14 protein-coding genes are annotated in these 17,930 nt (G+C 67.8%); 5 read left to right on the forward strand and 9 right to left on the reverse strand.

What is annotated here, in order from left to right:
* Positions 1-22: 22 nt before the first annotated feature.
* The 4 genes from ACIA58_RS09525 to ACIA58_RS09540 all read right to left on the reverse strand — a co-directional run bounded on the left by ACIA58_RS09525 (position 23) and on the right by ACIA58_RS09540 (position 6,105).
* The gene (locus ACIA58_RS09525) at positions 23-994 is read right to left on the reverse strand and encodes a GNAT family N-acetyltransferase (protein ID WP_396403120.1); all 972 of its coding nucleotides are present in this window, start codon (positions 992-994) and stop codon (positions 23-25) included.
* Between the two features lie 40 nt (positions 995-1,034).
* A complete protein-coding gene (locus ACIA58_RS09530; protein WP_396403121.1) occupies positions 1,035-2,066 on the reverse strand; it encodes an alpha/beta hydrolase-fold protein in 1,032 nt (343 codons plus the stop codon).
* A 16-nt stretch (positions 2,067-2,082) separates the two neighbouring features.
* Positions 2,083-3,753 carry an arginine--tRNA ligase gene (gene argS / locus ACIA58_RS09535; protein WP_396403332.1) on the reverse strand — a complete coding sequence of 557 codons (1,671 nt, stop codon included), beginning with the start codon at positions 3,751-3,753 and terminating at the stop codon, positions 2,083-2,085.
* Positions 3,754-3,882: 129 nt separating this feature from the next.
* The gene (locus ACIA58_RS09540; RefSeq protein ID WP_396403122.1) at positions 3,883-6,105 is read right to left on the reverse strand and encodes a CDP-glycerol glycerophosphotransferase family protein; all 2,223 of its coding nucleotides are present in this window, start codon (positions 6,103-6,105) and stop codon (positions 3,883-3,885) included.
* 24 nt (positions 6,106-6,129) lie between these two features.
* Here ACIA58_RS09540 and ACIA58_RS09545 point away from each other — a divergent pair, with 24 nt between their 5' ends.
* Complete coding sequence (locus tag ACIA58_RS09545) at positions 6,130-6,903, forward strand: cell filamentation protein Fic (RefSeq protein ID WP_396403123.1); 774 nt, start codon at positions 6,130-6,132, stop codon at positions 6,901-6,903.
* A 264-nt stretch (positions 6,904-7,167) separates the two neighbouring features.
* Here the strand turns inward: ACIA58_RS09545 and ACIA58_RS09550 are convergent, their stop codons facing one another.
* Positions 7,168-7,983, reverse strand: coding sequence for an HAD family hydrolase (locus ACIA58_RS09550; protein WP_396403124.1), 816 nt, complete (start codon positions 7,981-7,983; stop codon positions 7,168-7,170).
* Between the two features lie 424 nt (positions 7,984-8,407).
* On the opposite strand from ACIA58_RS09550, the gene ACIA58_RS09555 reads away from it, so the two are divergent.
* Positions 8,408-10,087 carry a chitinase gene (locus tag ACIA58_RS09555; protein WP_396403125.1) on the forward strand — a complete coding sequence of 560 codons (1,680 nt, stop codon included), beginning with the start codon at positions 8,408-8,410 and terminating at the stop codon, positions 10,085-10,087.
* 2 nt (positions 10,088-10,089) lie between these two features.
* A complete protein-coding gene (locus ACIA58_RS09560) occupies positions 10,090-10,998 on the forward strand; it encodes a helix-turn-helix domain-containing protein (RefSeq protein ID WP_396403126.1) in 909 nt (302 codons plus the stop codon).
* Here ACIA58_RS09560 and ACIA58_RS09565 read toward each other — a convergent pair.
* Both ACIA58_RS09565 and ACIA58_RS09570 read right to left on the reverse strand, forming a co-directional pair.
* Positions 10,995-11,444, reverse strand: coding sequence for an aminoacyl-tRNA deacylase (locus ACIA58_RS09565; protein ID WP_396403127.1), 450 nt, complete (start codon positions 11,442-11,444; stop codon positions 10,995-10,997). The genes ACIA58_RS09560 and ACIA58_RS09565 overlap by 4 nt on opposite strands.
* Before the next feature lie 4 nt (positions 11,445-11,448).
* Positions 11,449-12,666, reverse strand: coding sequence for an MFS transporter (locus ACIA58_RS09570; RefSeq protein WP_396403128.1), 1,218 nt, complete (start codon positions 12,664-12,666; stop codon positions 11,449-11,451).
* A gap of 71 nt (positions 12,667-12,737) precedes the next feature.
* Here ACIA58_RS09570 and ACIA58_RS09575 point away from each other — a divergent pair, with 71 nt between their 5' ends.
* Positions 12,738-13,625: a LysR family transcriptional regulator gene (locus tag ACIA58_RS09575; protein ID WP_396403129.1), complete on the forward strand. Its 888-nt coding sequence runs from the start codon at positions 12,738-12,740 to the stop codon at positions 13,623-13,625.
* Positions 13,626-13,713: 88 nt separating this feature from the next.
* Positions 13,714-14,499, forward strand: a complete 786-nt coding sequence (locus ACIA58_RS09580) for a hypothetical protein (protein WP_396403130.1) — start codon at positions 13,714-13,716, stop codon at positions 14,497-14,499.
* Between the two features lie 56 nt (positions 14,500-14,555).
* On the opposite strand, the gene ACIA58_RS09585 is transcribed toward ACIA58_RS09580, so the two are convergent.
* The gene (locus tag ACIA58_RS09585; protein ID WP_396403131.1) at positions 14,556-16,097 is read right to left on the reverse strand and encodes a cellulose binding domain-containing protein; all 1,542 of its coding nucleotides are present in this window, start codon (positions 16,095-16,097) and stop codon (positions 14,556-14,558) included.
* A gap of 30 nt (positions 16,098-16,127) precedes the next feature.
* Entirely contained in the window at positions 16,128-17,855 is a 1,728-nt protein-coding gene (locus ACIA58_RS09590; protein WP_396403132.1) for a glycosyl hydrolase family 18 protein, read from the reverse strand.
* Positions 17,856-17,930 lie beyond the last annotated feature (75 nt).

Consider the following 17,930-nt stretch of genomic DNA (forward strand, 5'->3'; position numbering starts at 1 on the left):
GCCTGTGGACAACCCCCGACCATCAACCCAGCGGCAGTTGGTAGCTGATGAACTTCTTGTGAGTGACGAAGCCGAGGCCCTCGTACAGGCCGAGGGCTCCGGTCGGGTTGTCGGCGTCCACGCCGAGCGAGACCCGCTGGTACCCGGCCTGTGCGGCCTTGGCGAGCACCTTCGCCAGCGCCGCACGGGCCAGTCCGCGGCCGCGGTAGGCCCGACGGGTGCCGACCTGGCCGACGTACAGCTCGCGGATCCCGGTCGCCTCGGTGTCGGCCTCCCACTCGTAGCCGTTGACGTACGCCGCGACGGTGTCGCCGTCGAGGATGCAGTACGACTGCCGGCCGCGGAACGTCCGTGATCCGACGTTCCGGGCTCTCCACGCCTCGGTGGTGGGCGGTGTCCAGCCCCAGTGGTCGGAGAACGCCTCGAAGTGCGCCTGCCGCAGCGCTTCCTCGTAGGACGTGTCGTACGACCTGAGCTGCAGTCCGTCGGGCACCGGCGCCGCCGGGATCGGCTGGTCGAGCGGTCGGCGCATTTCGAAGAAGTAGCGCTCCTCCTCGAACCCGAGGTTGCGCAGCATCCGGTCCGCGCCCGTATTGGTGCTGCTCGCGCCGACGCCGACCTGACCGGGGGAGTCCGGGTGCGTGGCGGTGTGCAGCTCGCCGGCGCGACGGATCAGCCAGCGCATCAGCGTCGTGCCGAGGCCCTGTCGCCGCCACTCCGGGTGGATGGTGCCCTCGGAGTTGACCCGGTCCACGTCCACCACAGCGGTCTTGACGTGCGCGATGCCGTAGCCGACCATCCGGTCGCCGGACCACAGGCCGATGCTGTCCCTGGCCAGATCGAGGTGCGGTCGCTCCAGCTCCTCGGCCAGGTCCTCGGCGCCGAAGTTCTCGCCGTCCTGGTCGGCCTGCTCCTTGGCGGCCATCAGCTCCGCCCACGCCTCGACGTCGCCCTTGTCGATCGGGCGCGCCTGGATCCCCTCCGGCCAATTCATGGCACGAAGGTACGACGGACATGGGGTGACGGCACGTCAATTAAGCGGTGAGTTGTTCCGCCAGCCAGCGCACTGCCATCGGATAGCGGTACTCGATGCCGCCATGGGTGCCCTCGAACAGCTCGAAGTGGATCTTCGCGTCCGGCAGACCGGCCTGCCGCGCGGCCCGGTGGAACGCGGTCGCGCCTAGGTCGAGGTAGTACTCGTCCTGCCGGCCCGCGTCGATCCACACCGCGCGCAGCGAGCGGAGCGCATCGGCGTACTGCGGCTCCTTGACCATCTCGACCGGGTCGCGGGACAGCCAGCGTGCCCAGACCTCCGGGACGATCGACCCCAGGTCGTCGAACGGCAGCAGGACGGTACCGTCCGGTTCAGCGGAGTACGCCGACGCGTAGCCGTACATCTCCAGCAGGTGCAGGTCCTCGTTCGTCGTACGGCCGGTCCGGGTTGCGAGCACCTCGAAGTACTTCTCGTAGCTGCCGTCGTACTTGTCCCGCAGCGTCCGGGCGCGCTCCGGGAACTCCGGGCGGTAGCAGACGTCGAAGAGCGCGTCACCGGCGTGGGTAGCGAGCGCCCCGAACACGTCCGGCCGCAGCAACGGCATCACCATCGCCGTGTACCCACCACTCGACTTGCCCGTCATGGCGCGGTGATCGCGGTCGGGAATGGTCCGGTACGTCGCGTCGACCCACGGCACGATCTCGTCGCACAGGTACGACTGGTACTGCCCGGTGCCCGGCGAGTCGAGGCACTGGCTGCCGCCGTACTTCGTCCACGAGTCGACGAACACCACTACTGCCCGCGGCACGCTCTCGTCCGTGAACATCGCGTCCAGCAACTCCGGGTACGGCTGGCGGAACGGCGTCCGGTTGAACCACATCCCGACGTGCCCGGTGTACCCCATCGTCACGTAGATGGACGGGTAGCGGTCGTCGGAGTCGTCGTATCCCGGTGGCAGGTAGACCAGCACCGGACGCTCATGTGGATCGCCGAGCGGGTTGCGCCGCAGCAGTTCGCTCGTGAACGTCAGTTGGTCCAAGCGTCCGGTGAGTTCGGCCGACCACGGCAGCATCCGTACCTCCAGTGGGTCACATCGCGTCAGGGGCCTCGATACCGAGCAGGCCGAGTCCATCCTGCAACACCTTGCGGGTTGCGGTGCAGAGGGCGATCCGGCTTGCTCTGGTCGCGCCTTCGCTGCCGAGAACCGGGCACTGCTCGTAGAAGGTCGAGAGAGCGGACGCGACGTCGTACAGATAGGTGCAGAGCCTGTGTGGCTGGAGCGTCTCGGCGACCTGGGCGACGGTGGCGGCGAAACCGGTCAGAAGCAGGGCCAGCCGTTGCTCGGCCGGGTCCTTGAGCTCGGTGATCTCTGCTGACGCGTCGGCCTTCGACAGGAGCCGGGTGAGCCGGGCGTGCGCGTACTGGAGGTACGGACCGGTGTTGCCGGTCATCGCGACCATCCGGTCCAGGTCGAACACGTAGTCGTTGCCCCGGTCGCTCGACAGATCGGCGTACTTGACGGCGCCGATTCCGACCGCACGTGCGGTCGCGGCCCGGTCGACGCCCTCCCGGCCTTCCAGCAGGGAGTCGGCCCGGGCGACTGCGCTGTTGAGCAGCTCGACCAGCTTCACCGTGCCGCCTGCCCTTGTTTTGAAGGGCTTTCCGTTCGGCCCGAGTACGGTGCCGAACGACACGTGCTCTGCGGGTGTTGTCGTCGGCAACCAACCGGCGGTTCGCGCCAAGGTGAAGATCATGTCGAAGTGCAGCGCCTGCCGGTGGTCGACGACGTACACGATCCGATTGGCGTGCAGGGCGTTCACCCGATGCCGGACCGCGGCGAGATCCGTTGCGCTGTAGCCGAATCCACCGTCGGACTTCCGAACGATGACCGGTAGCGGACTGCCGTCGCGGCCCAGGAAGCCCGGCAGGAAGGCGCACATGGCGCCGTCCGACTCGGTCAGCAGGCCGTCGTGGTCCAGCTCGTCGACGATCTGCGGCAGGTCGTCGTTGTAGGCGCTCTCACCGACAACGTCGTTCCTGGTGAGTGCGGAGCCGAGCAGGGCGTACACCTTCTCGAAGTCGTCCATCGAGACGTCGACCATGTGCTGCCAGCTCGCCAGCGTCTCCGGATCGCCGGACTGCAGCTCGACGACCCGCAGTCTGGACTTGTCGGCGAAGGCGCCGTCGGCATCGAAGTGCTTCCGGCTCCGCTCGTACAGCTGCTGCAATCCCTCCAGATCAAGGGATTCCGCGGACCGGCCCTCCTCGAGCAGCTGCTCGATCATCATCCCGTACTGCGTACCCCAGTCGCCGACGTGGTTCTGCCGGATCACGTCGTACCCGACGTACGCCAGTACGTTGCACAGCGCGTCGCCGATCACCGTGGACCGCAGATGACCGACATGCATCTGCTTGGCGACGTTCGGCTGCGAGTAGTCGACGACGACCCGCTGACCGTTGCGGGCAAAGGTCTCTGGCTCGTTGACCGCCTTGGCCAAGGTCTGTGGCAACAGCGTCAGGTTGATGAACCCCGGTCCGGCCACGGACGGCTGCTCGCAGAGGTCGCTTACGTGTAGGTCCTCGAGGAGACGTGCGGCGACCTCCCGCGGCGGCTGCTTGAGCGCATTGCCGATCCGCAGGGCCAGATTGCTCTGGTAGTGGCCGAACTCGGGCTTGGTCGCCGCCCTCAGCTCCGGGTCGTACGACGTACCGAAGGCGGCCTCGGCGGCAGCGGACAGTCTGGTGGCAAGGACAGGCAGAACAGCGGACATGAGAGGTCCTTCGAGGGAGACGCGACTGGAACAGGCTGGGGTGTTCAGACAGTGCGTCGTCGTCGCAGGCTGAAGCTCACGCGCAGGGCGTGGGAAGGCTTCAGGCTGATCGACATGTCAGCCATTATGCACGAAGTACGCCGACGGCGCCGGTGACCGGTCGGCCAACGGCACGCTCGCCGGTACGTCGGTCTGGCCGAGGAACACCCGCCGGACGACGCGCTCCGCCGCCTGTCCGTCGTCGAACTCGCAGAACTTCTCCCGGTACAGATGCCGGTGCTTGGCCGCCTCGGGCGAGGCGAAACTGCCGTTCCGCAACGCGGCGAACAACTCGTCGGCCGACCGTGCCACCACCCCGGGCGGGAACTCGGCGACGTCGAAGTACGTCCCGCGGCGGCCGGTGTAGAAAGCCTCGTCCTCGACGTGCAGCATGATCGGCCGGTCGAGGTTCGCGTAGTCGAAGGTGATCGACGAGTAGTCCGAGACCAGTACGTCGGCCGCCAGCATCAGGTCCTCGACCCGCGGGTGCCGGGACACGTCGAGGACCCTGCCGTCGTGCGATTCCGGTGCCGTGGACAACGAATAGTGCGTCCGCACGAGCACTCGGCCGTGCTCGCCGGCCGCGTCGGCCAGCCGGCCCGGCTCGAGCTGCAGGCCGGTCCCGCCGAGGTCCTTCAAACCGGTCGGCAGGCGGACCGAGTCGACTCCGTCACGGAAGGTCGGCGCGTACAGGATGACCAGGTGCGAGTCGTCGAAGCCCAGCCCGGCCCGGATCGCCCGGACGTCGTCGAGGGTCGCGGTGAGCAGCCGGTCGTTGCGCGGGTAGCCGTACTCGAGCTCCTCGAAGTACGCCGGGTAGGTGCGCTCCCAGATCTCCGAGGAGTAGCGGTTCGAGGAGAGGTTGAAGTCCCAGCGGTCGACCTGCCGCATCAGCTCCTCGAGGTCGAGGCCCTTGGCGGCCTGCGGGAAGTTGCGCAGGTCGGTGCCCATCGTCTTCAACGGTGTGCCGTGCTGGGTCTGCAGGTGGATCTGGCCCTCGCGCTTGTCCAGCTCCTTCGGCCAGTTCATGTTGCTGACGAAGTACGTCGCCTTGCTGAGCAGCTTCTCGTACGCCGGGGAGTCCGCGACGACGTACTCGATGCCCTCCGGGACGGCGCCCAGGTGATCGTTGTCGACGACCCAGACCCCGCGCAGGTGCGGCGCCAGTTCGGCGGCCTTCTCGTAGATCGCCCGGGGGTTGCACGCGTACTGCTTGAACCAGTACGCCGTGTACGCGGCCAGGTTCGGGTCGAGCTTGCCGCGGCGGAGCAGCTTGCCGACCGTCTTGCGCGGGCTGTGGACGTGCAGCATCCGGGCGCTGAGCTTGAGGGTCGAGTAGGTCGCGTAGTCGTCGTGGATCAGCAGCCAGCGCTTGAAGCCGCGCGCGGTCCGGTCCGTGGTGTAGCCCTCGGGCTTCCAGCGCTTGGCGAACGCATGGGCCGCGTGGAAGAAGTCGGCCCGGTCGTCGGTGTCGATCCGCTCGGGCTTCGCGAGGACGGCGACGATGTGGTCCAGCGACCGGTCGAACGCGAACCGGCGCCAGCCGGCCAGCTCCGGGTCGGACTGGATGAAGGCGTGGACGCGGTCGTACTGGTCGAAGATGTCCCACTGCCGGCGGCCGCTGGTGGCGTGGATGTTGCCGCCGGTCCGGTGCTGCCGGTAGTGCACGACGATCCGGTCCAGGGTGGCGATCCGCTCGGCGGTCAGCATCGTCGAGTACGTCCAGGGCGCGTCCTCGTAGAAGCCGGAGGTGAACGCGAACCCGTGCCGGGTGAGGAACTCCCGCCGGTACGCCTTGTTCCAGACCACCTCGAGGAAGGTCAGGAAGATCGGCCGCTCGGCCGCGGTGAACACCCCGGCGCCCTCCCGCGCGAACGCGTCGCCCCGCTGGCTGCCGAGCACCCGGCCGTCCCAGAAGATCCGCTCGTAGTCGAACATCACGATGTCCGGTTGCCGGGCGTTGTCGATCCGGGCCGCGATCGCCTCCAGCGAGCCGGGCATCCAGACGTCGTCGGCGTCCAGGAACAGCACGTACTCGCCGCGGCACTCCTTCAGCCCGGCGTTCCGGGTCAGGCCGAGTCCGACGTTCTCGTCCAGGTGCAGCGCCCGGACCCGTGGGTCGGCGGCGGCGTACTCGTCCAGGATCCGGCCGGAGCCGTCCGGGTCCGCGTCGTCCACCCCGATCACCTCGAAGTCGGTGAACGACTGGCTCAGCACAGAGTCCAAGCAGGGCCGCAACCATGCCCGCGAGGCATGGCAGGGGACCACAATGCTGAACTTGGGGACGGTGCCGAGCGCCATACGACGTCATCCTAGGCTGCAGCCATGAGTGTTGATGTGTTCGAGCCGTTGGCCGGGCTGGAGGGGGTCGGGTCGGCGGCGCGGGCGGCCCGGGACGCGGTCGACGTACTGCTCCGGGACCGGGGGCTGCGCCGGGTCGGTTCGGACCTGACCGCCGAGGCCCTGCTGCGCGGCGCCCACGCCTCCGCCGCCCTGGCCGGCAGTACGTCGACACCGGACGACGTACGCAGTGGCGCGGCCGACGGACTGGCCTCCGGCGCGGTCCGGATGACCGGCGAGCTGATGGCGCTGGCGCCGCAGCTGGACAAGGCACCCGTGCAGGTCTGGACCAGACTGCACCAGCTGGCTGCCTTGGACCTGGGGCCGGAGGCGGAGCTCGGCCACCTGCGGACCGCCGGTGAGCCGGTGCCGGACGACATTGCCGGACTGCCACCGGCGCCCGGTGCGGACGAGATGTGGGAGCGGTTGAGCGCTCTGGCGCAGAACCTGACTCGCCCGACCCAGGCGCCCGGTCTGGTGGTGGCCGCGATCGTGCATGCCGAGCTCGCCGTCCTGCGGCCGTTCCCGAGCGCCAACGGTCTCGTGGCCCGGGCCGCCGAACGGTGCCTATTGGTTGCCCGAGGCATCGATCCGGTGGCGGTCACGGTACCGGAAGGTGGTCACTATGTGTTGCGGGCGTCGTATGCGAGCGGGCTGACCGACTACGCAGCGCGAGGACTGACCGGTGTTCGTGATTGGTTGCTGCGGTCCTGCGAGGTCGTGACAAAAGGTGCCGAGCTGTCCCCGCTGGTTTCCTGAGCGCACATGCGGACGGCGTTCTCAGATTGAGAACGCCGTCGCTGGCACAACATCCTGGTTACCATGCGTGCACCGGTTTGCCGCCACAGGACTGGCCTGGGTCGCGCTGCCCGTTTGGGATGGGCTGGTCGCCGCGTGGGTGCCTGGTTGCCGTGCAATCTCTACCGGACCCGAAAGTCCTTTGTGGTTCCTTTGTACTCCTGAAACCCCTTCCTGGGAAGGGGAAGCGGTGTCTTCATGGAGTTGAGAACAATGAAGCTATCTTCAGCTTTCGGGCCGTCCGGAGCGCCGCCGGGAGGCCAGCAACAGCGCGCCGGCGGCAACGGCCGCGACCACGCCGGCGGCTACGGCGGGGCGTCGTCCGCGAGGGAATCCCGGCCGCTCGGCCGGCTCCGCGAACTCGAGAACCGGCCAGCCGCGCTGGACCGCGACCCGCCGCAACGCCTTGTCCGGGTTGACCGCGAAGGGGTGCCCGACGGCGGCCAGCAGCGGCTCGTCGGTGATCGAATCCGAGTAACCGTAGGAGGTTGCGAGGTCGTAACCCTCGGCTGCGGCCAGGGCCTCGATCGCGGTCACCTTGTGCGGACCGTACGCGTACTCGGCGATCTCGCCGGTGTACTTGCCATCGGCAACTATCATCCGGGTGGCGATCACCTTGTCGGCGCCGAGCATCGCGCCGATCGGCTCGACCACCTCGGCGCCGGACGACGACACGATCACCACGTCCCGGCCGGCCGCGTGGTGCTGCTCGATCAGCTCGACGGCCTCGGAGTGGATCATCGGCCGGACGATGTGGTCGAGGGTGTCGGCGACGATCGCCTTGACCGTCGCGACGTCCCAGCCGGTGCACATCGCGGAGATGTACTCGCGCATCCGCTCCATCTGGTCGTGGTCGGCGCCGCCGAGCAGATAGACGAACTGGGCGTACGCGCTACGCAGTACCGTCCGGCGGTTGATCAGCCCGCCGGCGTAGAACGGACGCGAGAACGCGAGGGTGCTGGAGCGCGCCAGAATGGTCTTGTCCAGATCGAAGAAAGCCGCCGAACGAGCCGTCCCGGGGTGCGCCATGGGACCGAGCATAGGCAGCCGGAAGAAACGCCGAGGGACCCGGGCTTTTGCGTGGGCCGGTATCCCGTTAGACTGGTGGGCAGTGTGACAGTGGCACTGGCTGGAAGCGCCTGATCGGGCGCGATCGGCGCTCGGGCAGCAGACAATCAGTTGAAATCGAACTGAGATGTGTGAAGCCTGGTCTTGGGGGGTACATACCCCCTGACAGTGGCAGACTGTCGCCTCCTGAACGGCCCCCGGCTCCTCCCCCCGAGCCCGTGGCCGAAGACGGCCCCCGGTCACCCCCCCGCCGGGGGCCGTCGCCTTTCTACCTCCAGGTGACGGCGCCTTCTCTTCGCCAAGTACCTGTAAAGATTCTCGTTTTTCTGCGCATGGGAGCGTTCTCATTTTATGTAGGGTCTTGACAATGTAATTGCCTGGTCACAGTTTGTAGAACATGAAACCGCCTGCACACCGCCCCCAGGCAGCGGTCGTCATCAGCCTGCTCGCCGTACTCATGGCCTTCCTGGCCCCCGGCGCCGCCTCCGCGGCCACCAATCTCGTCACGAACGCCGGCTTCGAGTCCGGCACGCTCTCCGGCTGGTCCTGCCCGGCCGGCGGCGTCACGACGTCCTCCCCGCACTCCGGCTCGTACGCCCTCCAGGCCACTCCGAGCGGGAGCGACATCGCCCAGTGCTCCCAGTCGATAGCGGTCCAGCCCAATACGGCGTACACGCTGTCGGCGTGGGTCAAAGGATCGAATGTCTACCTGGGCGTGGAGGGTGGTCCCAGTACGTGGACAACTAGTTCCAGTTGGAGCCAGTTGACCGTGCCGTTCACCACGGGCGCTTCGGCGACGTCGGTGACGATCTACGTCCACAGTTGGTACGCCCTCCCGGCGTACCAGGCCGACGACGTCGTACTGGACGGCCCCGGTGGGACTCAGGACACCACTCCTCCGTCGACGCCGGGTGGTCTGACGGTGGGCAGCCCAACCTCGAGCTCACTGAAGCTCAACTGGTCTGCTGCCTCCGACGCGAGCGGCATCGACCACTACGACGTCGTCCGCGGGACCGGAGCGGCGCAGAGCGTCGGGAACGTCACCAGTTGGACCGCGACCGGCCTGGCTGCTCAGACGACGTATTCGTTCAAGGTGCGAGCCTGCGATCCCAGTGGCAACTGCTCGCCGTACGGCGCTGCGGTGTCGGGCACCACGTCGGACGGCGGCACCAACCCGCCGGTCGGCAACCTGCCCGCACATGTGCTCACCGGGTACTGGCAGAACTTCAACAACGGCGCGACCGTGCAGAAGATCTCCGACGTGCCTGCGGCGTACGACCTGATCGCGGTGGCCTTCGCGGATGCCGATGCGTCACGGCCGGGCGGCATCACGTTCAACCTGGACAGCGCCGGGCTCGGTGGTTACACGGTCGACCAGTTCAAGGCTGACATCGCGGCGAAGCACGCGGCCGGCAAGAAGGTCATCCTGTCCGTCGGCGGTCAGAACGGCACCATCTCGGTGGCGGACCCGACAGCCGCGGCCAACTTCGCGTCCAGTGCGTTGTCGGTGCTGCGTACCTATGGTTTCGATGGGATCGACATCGACCTGGAGAACGGCGTCAACGCGCAGTACATGGGGCAGGCGCTGCGTAGCCTGCAGAGCCAGTTCGGTAGCGGGCTGGTGATCACGATGGCGCCGCAGACGATCGACATGCAGAGCACGTCGTTCGAGTACTTCAAACTCGCGCTGGCGATCAAGGACATCCTGACCATCGTCAACGTGCAGTACTACAACTCCGGCTCGATGAACGGCTGCGACGGACAGGTCTACTCGCAGGGCTCGGTCGACTTCATCACCGCCCAGGCCTGCATCATGCTGCAGGGCGGGCTGCGTCCCGACCAGGTCGGCCTCGGCCTGCCGGCGTCGTCGCGGGCGGCCGGCAGCGGGTACGTGTCGCCGACGGTGGTCAACAACGCTCTGGACTGCCTGGCCAAGGGCACCGGCTGCGGCAGCTACAAGCCGAGCTCCCCGTGGCCGTCACTGCGCGGGGCGATGGCCTGGTCGACCAACTGGGACGCGGCGAACGGCAACCAGTTCGCGAACCAGGTCGGCGGCCACGTGCACTCGCTGCCCTGATCATGCACAGTTATCGACCGGCTCCGGTGCTGGAGGCGCTCGGTGTCTGCTCGGAGGACGAGCAGCTCTACCGGGCGCTTCTGGCCCGCCCGGAGTCCACCGCCACTGACTTGACCGCGTTCGTCGACTGGCCCGCCAACCGGGTCGGCCGCCATCTCCGGTCTCTGCTGTCGCTCGGCCTGGCGTCGCGTACGCCAGGCCGTCCGGCCCGCTACCTGCCCGCAGTACCGGAGGCTGCGGTCGAGCTGCTCGCACTCCGGCGGCAGGCCGCGATCGTCGAGGCCCGGCTGGGTGCTTCGGTGCTGACTGCCGAGTTCCGGCAACCGGACGCGTTCACGGTCATTCGAGGAGCCGAGGCGATCGCGCAGCGGTTCTACCAGGCGCAGCAGTGCGCGCAGGACGAAGTACTCGTGCTGGATCGGATGCCGTACGCCGTGGAGCCTCGCCGGGCGCACGGGGTGACGTACCGGACGATCTACGACATGGCGTCACTGTCGGAGCCTGGCGATCTGATCGCCGCGCGATCGGCGGGCTGTTGCCGGATGCTGCGCGACGTCCCGCTCAAATTGATCGTGGTCGATCGTCGGACTGCTCTACTGCCGACGGCCTCCGACGTGATCGTGGAGCTAGGCCCGTCCAGTCTCTTGGACGCCCTGCTCCGGCTCTTCGACCTGTTGTGGCAGCAGGCGAGTCCGCTGACGCCGGCGGTCTCCGAAGGGCCGCTGACCTCCGAGGACCAGCAGCTCCTGTCGCTGGCCGCAGCCGGTCTGACAGACCAAGCCATAGCCCGCCGCCTGGGAGTCGCTCAACGAACCGTAGAACGCCGAATGCAACGCATCCTGAAGGCCCTGGACGCCACCACCCGCTTCCAGGCCGGTCTCCGCGCCGGCCAACGCGGACTGCTCGCCTAGTCGGTGACGTCAGCCACTGTTGCGTTCAGAGCCTTGGCAAGTGCCTGTGCGTCCACTGTGATGCCGACGCCATGGTCCCCACCGCCGATGGAGATCGTGCCGGTGATCCGCTCGTCCGCGATCACCGGCCAGGCGTGCGTGCTGCCGAGCGGTGTGATCGTGCCGCGCACGTACCCCGTGACGTCGAACGCGGTGTCCTTGTCCGGCATCGAGATCCGGTTCACTCCGAGCAGCGTCCGCAGCTTCGGCCACGCGATCTCCCGGTCGCCGGGCACCAGCACGAACCGGTAGTCGTCGTCAGACAACCGCACCACGATCGTCTTGATCAAGCGCGCCGGCTCGATACCCCGCGCCGCCGCGGCCTCCTCCAACGAGTTCACCCGGCCGTGCCTGGTCACCTCGTAGGTGAGACCCAACTGATCAGCCGCATCCGTCGCCTTCGTCACCCAGCTAGTTTGGCACCTTGCTGGGAACGTTCTTGAGCAAGATCGCCAGGATGAACGTCACGACGAACAGTGCGCCTGCCTCTCCCGCCACGCCGGTCCACTCGGCACGACTCCACGCTGTACCGGCGAGCCCTCCGAACACCGATGACCCCAGGTAGAAGGAGAAGAGGTACATGCTCGACGCCTGCCCGGTCCCGACTCCGCTCGCGTGCGCCCGAGCCGGCACCCAGCCACTGGCCACGCCGTGCACCGCGAAGAACCCTGCCGTCATCACAGCCAGCCCCAGCACGATGAGCGGCAGCGGAGCAGCCAGTGTGATCGCGACTCCGGCCAGAGTGATCAGACACCCGACCGGGACCACTTTGCGCCGCCCGTAGCGGTCCGCGAGCGTCCCGGCTGTCGCCGAGCCCGCCGATCCGAGCAAATAGACACAGAAGACCAGCCCGGCCGCACCAGCACTCAGCTCGTAGGGCGAACCGGACAGCCGGAAGACCGCGCCGTTGTAGACGGCGACAAACGCGCCGACCGCCGTCGCCGCGATCCCGTAGAGCGCCAGGAGCGCTGGGTCCCGCAGTACCTGGATCGAGAACAGTTCACGGCGGCGGGCCGGGCTTGGGCGGAAGTTCCGCGACGCTGGCAGGAGCAGCCAGACGACCGCCGCGCACAGTACGCCGACCGCGGCGATGCCACCGGTCGCGAACCGCCATCCGCCGAGGTCGGACAGCCCGCCGGCGATGAGGCGTCCGGCCATACCGCCGACCGCCGTACCGGCGATGTAGAGGCCGCTGGCCCGCGCGTGGCTGTCCTGGTGCACCTCCTCGCGCAGATAGGCCATGGCGACCGCCGGCAGGCCCGCCATCGCGATCCCCTGCAGGCCACGCAGTGCCAGCAGCAGGTGCCACGAGGGCGCGAACGCACTGAGCAGCGCGAACCCGGTGGTCGCTGCGACCGACCAGCGCATCAGATTGGTCCGGCCAAGGACCTCCGACGCCGGGCCGGCGACCAGCAGCGCCAGACCGAGGCCGAATGTGGCGAAGGACACGCTGAAGGCGCTCTGGCTGGGGGAGACGTGGAAAGCGTCGACGAGCTGGGGCAGCAGCGGCTGAGTGCTGTAGAGGAGGGCGAAGGTGGCCAGTCCGGCCGCGAACAGCGCGACGGAGAGCTTGCGGTACTCCGGGTCTCCGGGCAGGTACCCGGTCTGGTGAGCGACGGACTGGTGCATGTCTTCGACGGTCGCACGGCTTGTGCAATACGTAAAATGTCAATCTCAGCAGAAATCGATACGATTTCAGTATGCATGTCGAGGATCTGCGGTGGTTCGCCGTGCTGGCGGAGACCGAGCACCTGACCGAGGCGGCCGCTGTGTTGGGCACCAGTCAGCCGAATCTGTCCCGCTCGCTGCAGCGGGTCGAGCGGGCATTCGGGGTGGCGCTGTTCGAGCGGGAGCGCCGCGGCGTACGCCTGAATCCGTACGGACGGCTTGTGCTGGAGGCCGCGCGTGCGGGGACCGCGGCGGTCGACACCGCTCGCCGGCGGATTGACGCGCTTGTCGACCCGGAGTCCGGCACTGTGCGGCTGGCGTTCCTGCACTCGGTGGCGACCAGCCTGATGCCGGACCTGCTGAAGGCGTTCCGTGCGGAAGCGCCGCACATCGGATTCGCGCTGCGACAGGAGCCGGCGCACGACATCGTCCAGGACCTCGAGACCGGCGAGGCCGAGATCGCGATCGTCGCGCCCCGGCCTGACCCTGCCCGCTTCGGCTGGCACCTGCTCGAGCGGCAGCGACTGTGCCTGCATGTGCCGCCCGGACACCCGCTGGCGGCGCGGCATCGGGTCGAGCTGGAGGAGGCCCGCGACGAGCCGTTCGTCGCGCTGCAGCCCGGCTTCGGCTTCCAGCGGATCACCGACAAGCTGTGCCAGACGGCCGGGTTCAGCCCTCGGCTGGCGTTCGAGGCGACCGACCTCGCCACGATCGACAGCCTGGTCGGCGCGGGACTCGGTGTGGCGATCCTTCCGGCCGGCGCGGTCCGCGGGACCGACAGCGGCGCGGTGTCCGTACCGCTGGCCGGCGTACAGGCCCGGCGGGAGATCGGGATGGCATGGCGGCTGAGTACGCCGCTGACGCCCGCGGCGGAGCGTTTCCGGACGTTCGTCCGATCCCGGCCGGTCACGTCCAGCTGACTGCTTTGACAACGACTTCCGTAGCGTTCGTCCAATTTTCCAGGTGTCGACTTGCAGAGAAGGGGCTTTCCACCGCACTCTTTCCTGCGTGAGGAAGCGTCTGGGTTCGTTCCGGCCGAGTCGGCGGCTGCTGTTCGCAGCCGGGACCGCGGCGGCTGCGTCGACGGTTGCGGCGGCGTCCGCGGCCGAGGCGGCCCCGGGCTCCCCACAGGCCACGACCGCCGGAGCGAGCGGACTGGGTTCACTGGGCAACTACGGCTCCGGTCTGCTCGGGGCGTGGGAGCGCCAGGCGCGCGCAATCTCGAACGAGGCGCAGATCCGCCGGACCCGGGAGAACGACGGCGTCTTCATGTTCGGCGACAGCATCGGCGTCCAGGACGGACCGGCGCTGGCCCGGCAGTTGGCGAAGCTCGGCATCATGACCGCCGTGCACAACTGGGCCGGTCGCCCGGTGACGCCCGCGGTCGACGCGCTGGACACCTGGGCCCAGGACTACGGCCTGCCGCACCGGATCCTGATGTCGGTCGGCTCCAACGACATCTTCACGCCGCCTGCAGTGGCCGCTCAGGTCGACCGGACCATGCAGATCGCCGGCCCGGAGCGGACCGTCTACTGGGTCAACGTCCAGGCTGCCCGCACCGCGTTCATCCCGGAGATCAGGGTCGCCGACCAGCGCAACAGCGCCTGGATCAACCTGCAGCTCGCCGAGGCACAGCGCCGCCACGAAAACCTGCGCATTGTGCACTGGGCCGAGCACCTGGCCTCCAGCCCGAACCGGCTGGCCCGGTACCTCCGCGACGGCCTGCACCCGTCGGTCCCCCTCGGGCAGAACGCCCGCAACAGTCTGATCATCGACGCGATCAAGGCCGGCTGAAGCTCCTTCGGTAGTACGGCGGGGTGCCTCGTGGGCACCCCGCCGTACCGCTGTGGTCAGAAGCCTGCGGTGATGCGGGTGAAGTCCCAGTCGCCCTGAGCGATGCCGCTGCAGTTCGAGACCACACCGCCGCCGGCGCAACCGCGGTCGCGGTTGACCGACCAGAACGCCAGCCGGCCGAGCCCGTTGCTCTTGGCCCAGTTGGTGATGTTCTGCCAGGTCGCGGTCGTGGTCATCTCCTGCTGGTCGGACAGACCGTTCATGCCGGAGATGCCCTGGTGCGCGTACGCCTCCGCGGTGGACCAGCCGAAGGTGGACTTCAGCTTGTTGTTCAGGCCCTGGGACGCGCCGACCGTGTCGTTGTAGATGTTCGAGCTGCCGAAGTCGAACGGCATCAGCGTGAAGATGTCGATGTTCGCGCCGAGCGCCTTCGACTGGTCGATCAGCCGGTTGCCGTAGTACGTCGGGCCGGTCGTCGACGTACCGAACGTGACGATGGTCTGGATGCCGGGGTTGTTCTGCTTGACGATCTTCAGCGCGTTGAGGATGCGGTCCTGCACGGCCTCGTTCTCGAACTCGTCGGAGTTCTCGATGTCGATGTCGATCGCCTTCAGGTTGTACGCGTTGATCACCTGCTGGTACGCGCCGGCAAGTGCCTCCGGGGTGCTGCAGTTCGGGCCGAGCTTGTTCCCGCTCCAGCCGCCGAACGACGGTACGACGTCACCGCCGGCCGCCCGGATCGCTGCGATCGCGCTGGCGTCCGCACCGCCTTGCAGCGGACGGGTGCTGTCCCAGGCCGGGCTGCAGCCGCCACCGGAGAGGACGAACGCCATGGTGAACCACTTGATGCCGGTGGCGTTCATCACGGTGGCCGGGCTCGGCGGGTCGCCCCAACCCATGTAAAGGTACGGCGCCGCCTGCTTGGTGCCCGTGTTCCCGCCGCCGGTGCCGGTCGTGACCGAGACGCTGCTGCTCTTCGAGCCTTCACCTGCGCTGTTGGACGCACTCACCTGGTACGAGTACGACGTGTTCGCGCTGAGACCGGAGTCCGTGTATGACGTGCCGCTGGGCGAGCCGACCTTCGTGCCGTTGCGGTAGACGTTGTAGCTGGTGGCGCCCGAGGCAGCGGACCAGGACAGGTTGACCGACGTGCCTGACGCAGTACCGGACAGCCCTGTGGGTGCGCCCGGGACGGTGCCGCCACCACCGCCGGAGCACGAGCCGCCATTCAACCGGCAGGCGGCCAGGCCGGCGAAGTTGCCCGGGCTGCCGTTGAAGCCGAAGCTCACCGTCGCGCCTGGAGCGAGCGGTCCGGCCCAGCTCGGCGGGGTGAACGTGTGCGTCTGTCCGCTGCTGGTGTGGTTGGCGTCCCAGGTGCTGGTGACGGTGTAGCCGGACGGGAAGTCCAGCGCGACCGACCAGGTGCTGAGAGAGCTGGTGGTGCCGTTGGTCACGGTCACCTTGCCCTCGAAGCCGGTGCCCCAGTCGGACACCTTGGTGAAGGTGGCAGAGACTCCTGCCGCGCTGGCCGCCTGTGCGGTCAGCAATGCGATGACGACGGCCGTGATGGCCGCTATCGCCAGGGAGATGCGTTTCATGATGCTCCGATCAGTTGGGGCGGTACGTGATCAGACCTGGCCCCAGAGTGCGGGGACGTTCGGTGGCTCCCAGCCGGTCAGGGAGGTGTGGCCCTGGATGCACTTGTAGGTGACGCCGTTATAGGTCACCAGCGCACCGGTCGCGTACGTCGTGTTCGGCGCCCACGGAGTAGCCGATGTCGGCGGCGTCGTCGGTGGGGTGGTGGGAGGCGTGGTCGGGGGCGTTGTAGGCGGTGTCGTGGGAGGCGTGGTGGGCGGTGTGGTGGGCGGCGTCGTCGGAGGGCCGCTGCAGCCGGCGGTGTCGGCGTTGACCGAGTTGACCACGTTGTTGAAGAGGGTTACGCCCGGGTCGAGTGCCTCGAGGGAGTACATCATCGCGCCGGCCAGCCCGTTGCAGTGCTGGTAGTCGGCCTTGGCCTTGATCGACTGGGCGTTGTCGCCCGACCAGAACGTGCCGTTGCTGTAGAACCACGAGGACTTCGTGGCGTCGTCGAAGTACGTGCTCGACGGGTTGTCGACGAAGCCGGTGAGCTCCTTGTAGAACGAGACCCCAGGCACGTTGCCGCTCAACGCATGTCCGTCGGCCGGTCCGGTCGCGGTCTGGTACTTGCCGTTGGCTGTCGCCGGTACACCCTTCCATCCCCTGTAGTAGAAGGGGTATCCGATGCTCAGCTTGTTCGCGGGGAACCCACCAGGGATGCCGTACGCCGAGTCGCCCGTCGTCCAGGCCTTCACCGCGGCGTCGACGGAGTACTTGCCCTGACCCGGCGGGATCGGGTTACTCGGGTCGTTCGGCGCTGTGTAGAGCGGGTCCTGGAAGTTCGTCGGCCCGGTGGCCTCCCAGCCGCCGTGCATGTCGTACGTCATCACGTTGTTGTAGTCGAGGTACTGCCCGATCTTGTTGGTCTCGATCGTGGCGATCTTGTCCTGGCCGGCCGGAGTGGCTGCGGTCAGGTAGTAACGCTTGCCGGTCTGGCTGCCGTACGCGTTGAGCTGCGCGCGGAACTCGGCCAGCAGCAACGTGAAGTTCTGCTTGTCCGCGGCGCTGTAGTGGTTGCCGACGTGACCGTTCGGTGAGCCCGGGTACTCCCAGTCGATGTCGACACCGTCGAAGATCCCGGCCGCCGAACCGGCGCCGCCGAAGCCGTCGATGACCGGCAGGTCGCCCTTGAGGAACATGGTCACGCAGGAGCTGACCAAAGCCTTGCGCTTGGCGTCGGTGGAGGCGGCGTCGGAGAAGTACTTCGAGTACGTCCAGCCGCCGATCGAGATCAGGATCTTCAGGTTCGGGTACTTCGCCTTGAGCTTCTTGAGCTGGTTGAAGTTCCCCTGGATCGGCTGGTTCCAGACGTCACCGACACCGTCGACGCTGATGTCCGCGCCGTACGACTTGCCGTAGTCCGCGAACGCGTCACCCGCGCCGTCACCGGCGTTCGGGTTGTTCTCGTCCTGCGACGCGGCCTTGTTGGCCATGAAGCAGGTGTGGTTGGCCGGGTCGATGTTGGCGAAGGCGTAGTTCAGGAAGTCCAGCTTTCCGGCGGCGCCGGTGGTGATCAGGTTCTTGGGATAGAAGGCGTTGGCGTAGATACCCCACTGGGTGAAGTACGCCGTCTTGACGCCACCGCTGCTCGCCTGCGCCGTGGTCGCGGCGTTGGCGGTGGTGGCGGCGTCCGGACCGGCGAGAGAGACGCCGGCGGCGGTGAGCAGTGCGGTGGCCGCGACGGCTGAGGTGGCGGCGAGCAGGCGGGATCGACTCATCAGAGATCCTCCGGAGCGATGGGACGGAAGCGGTCCGGTGAAATTTAGTTAAAGACGCTTCGAAAGGAACCGTAA

The organism is Kribbella sp. NPDC051586 (assembly GCF_044453965.1).
Taxonomy (GTDB): Bacteria; Actinomycetota; Actinomycetes; order Propionibacteriales; family Kribbellaceae; genus Kribbella.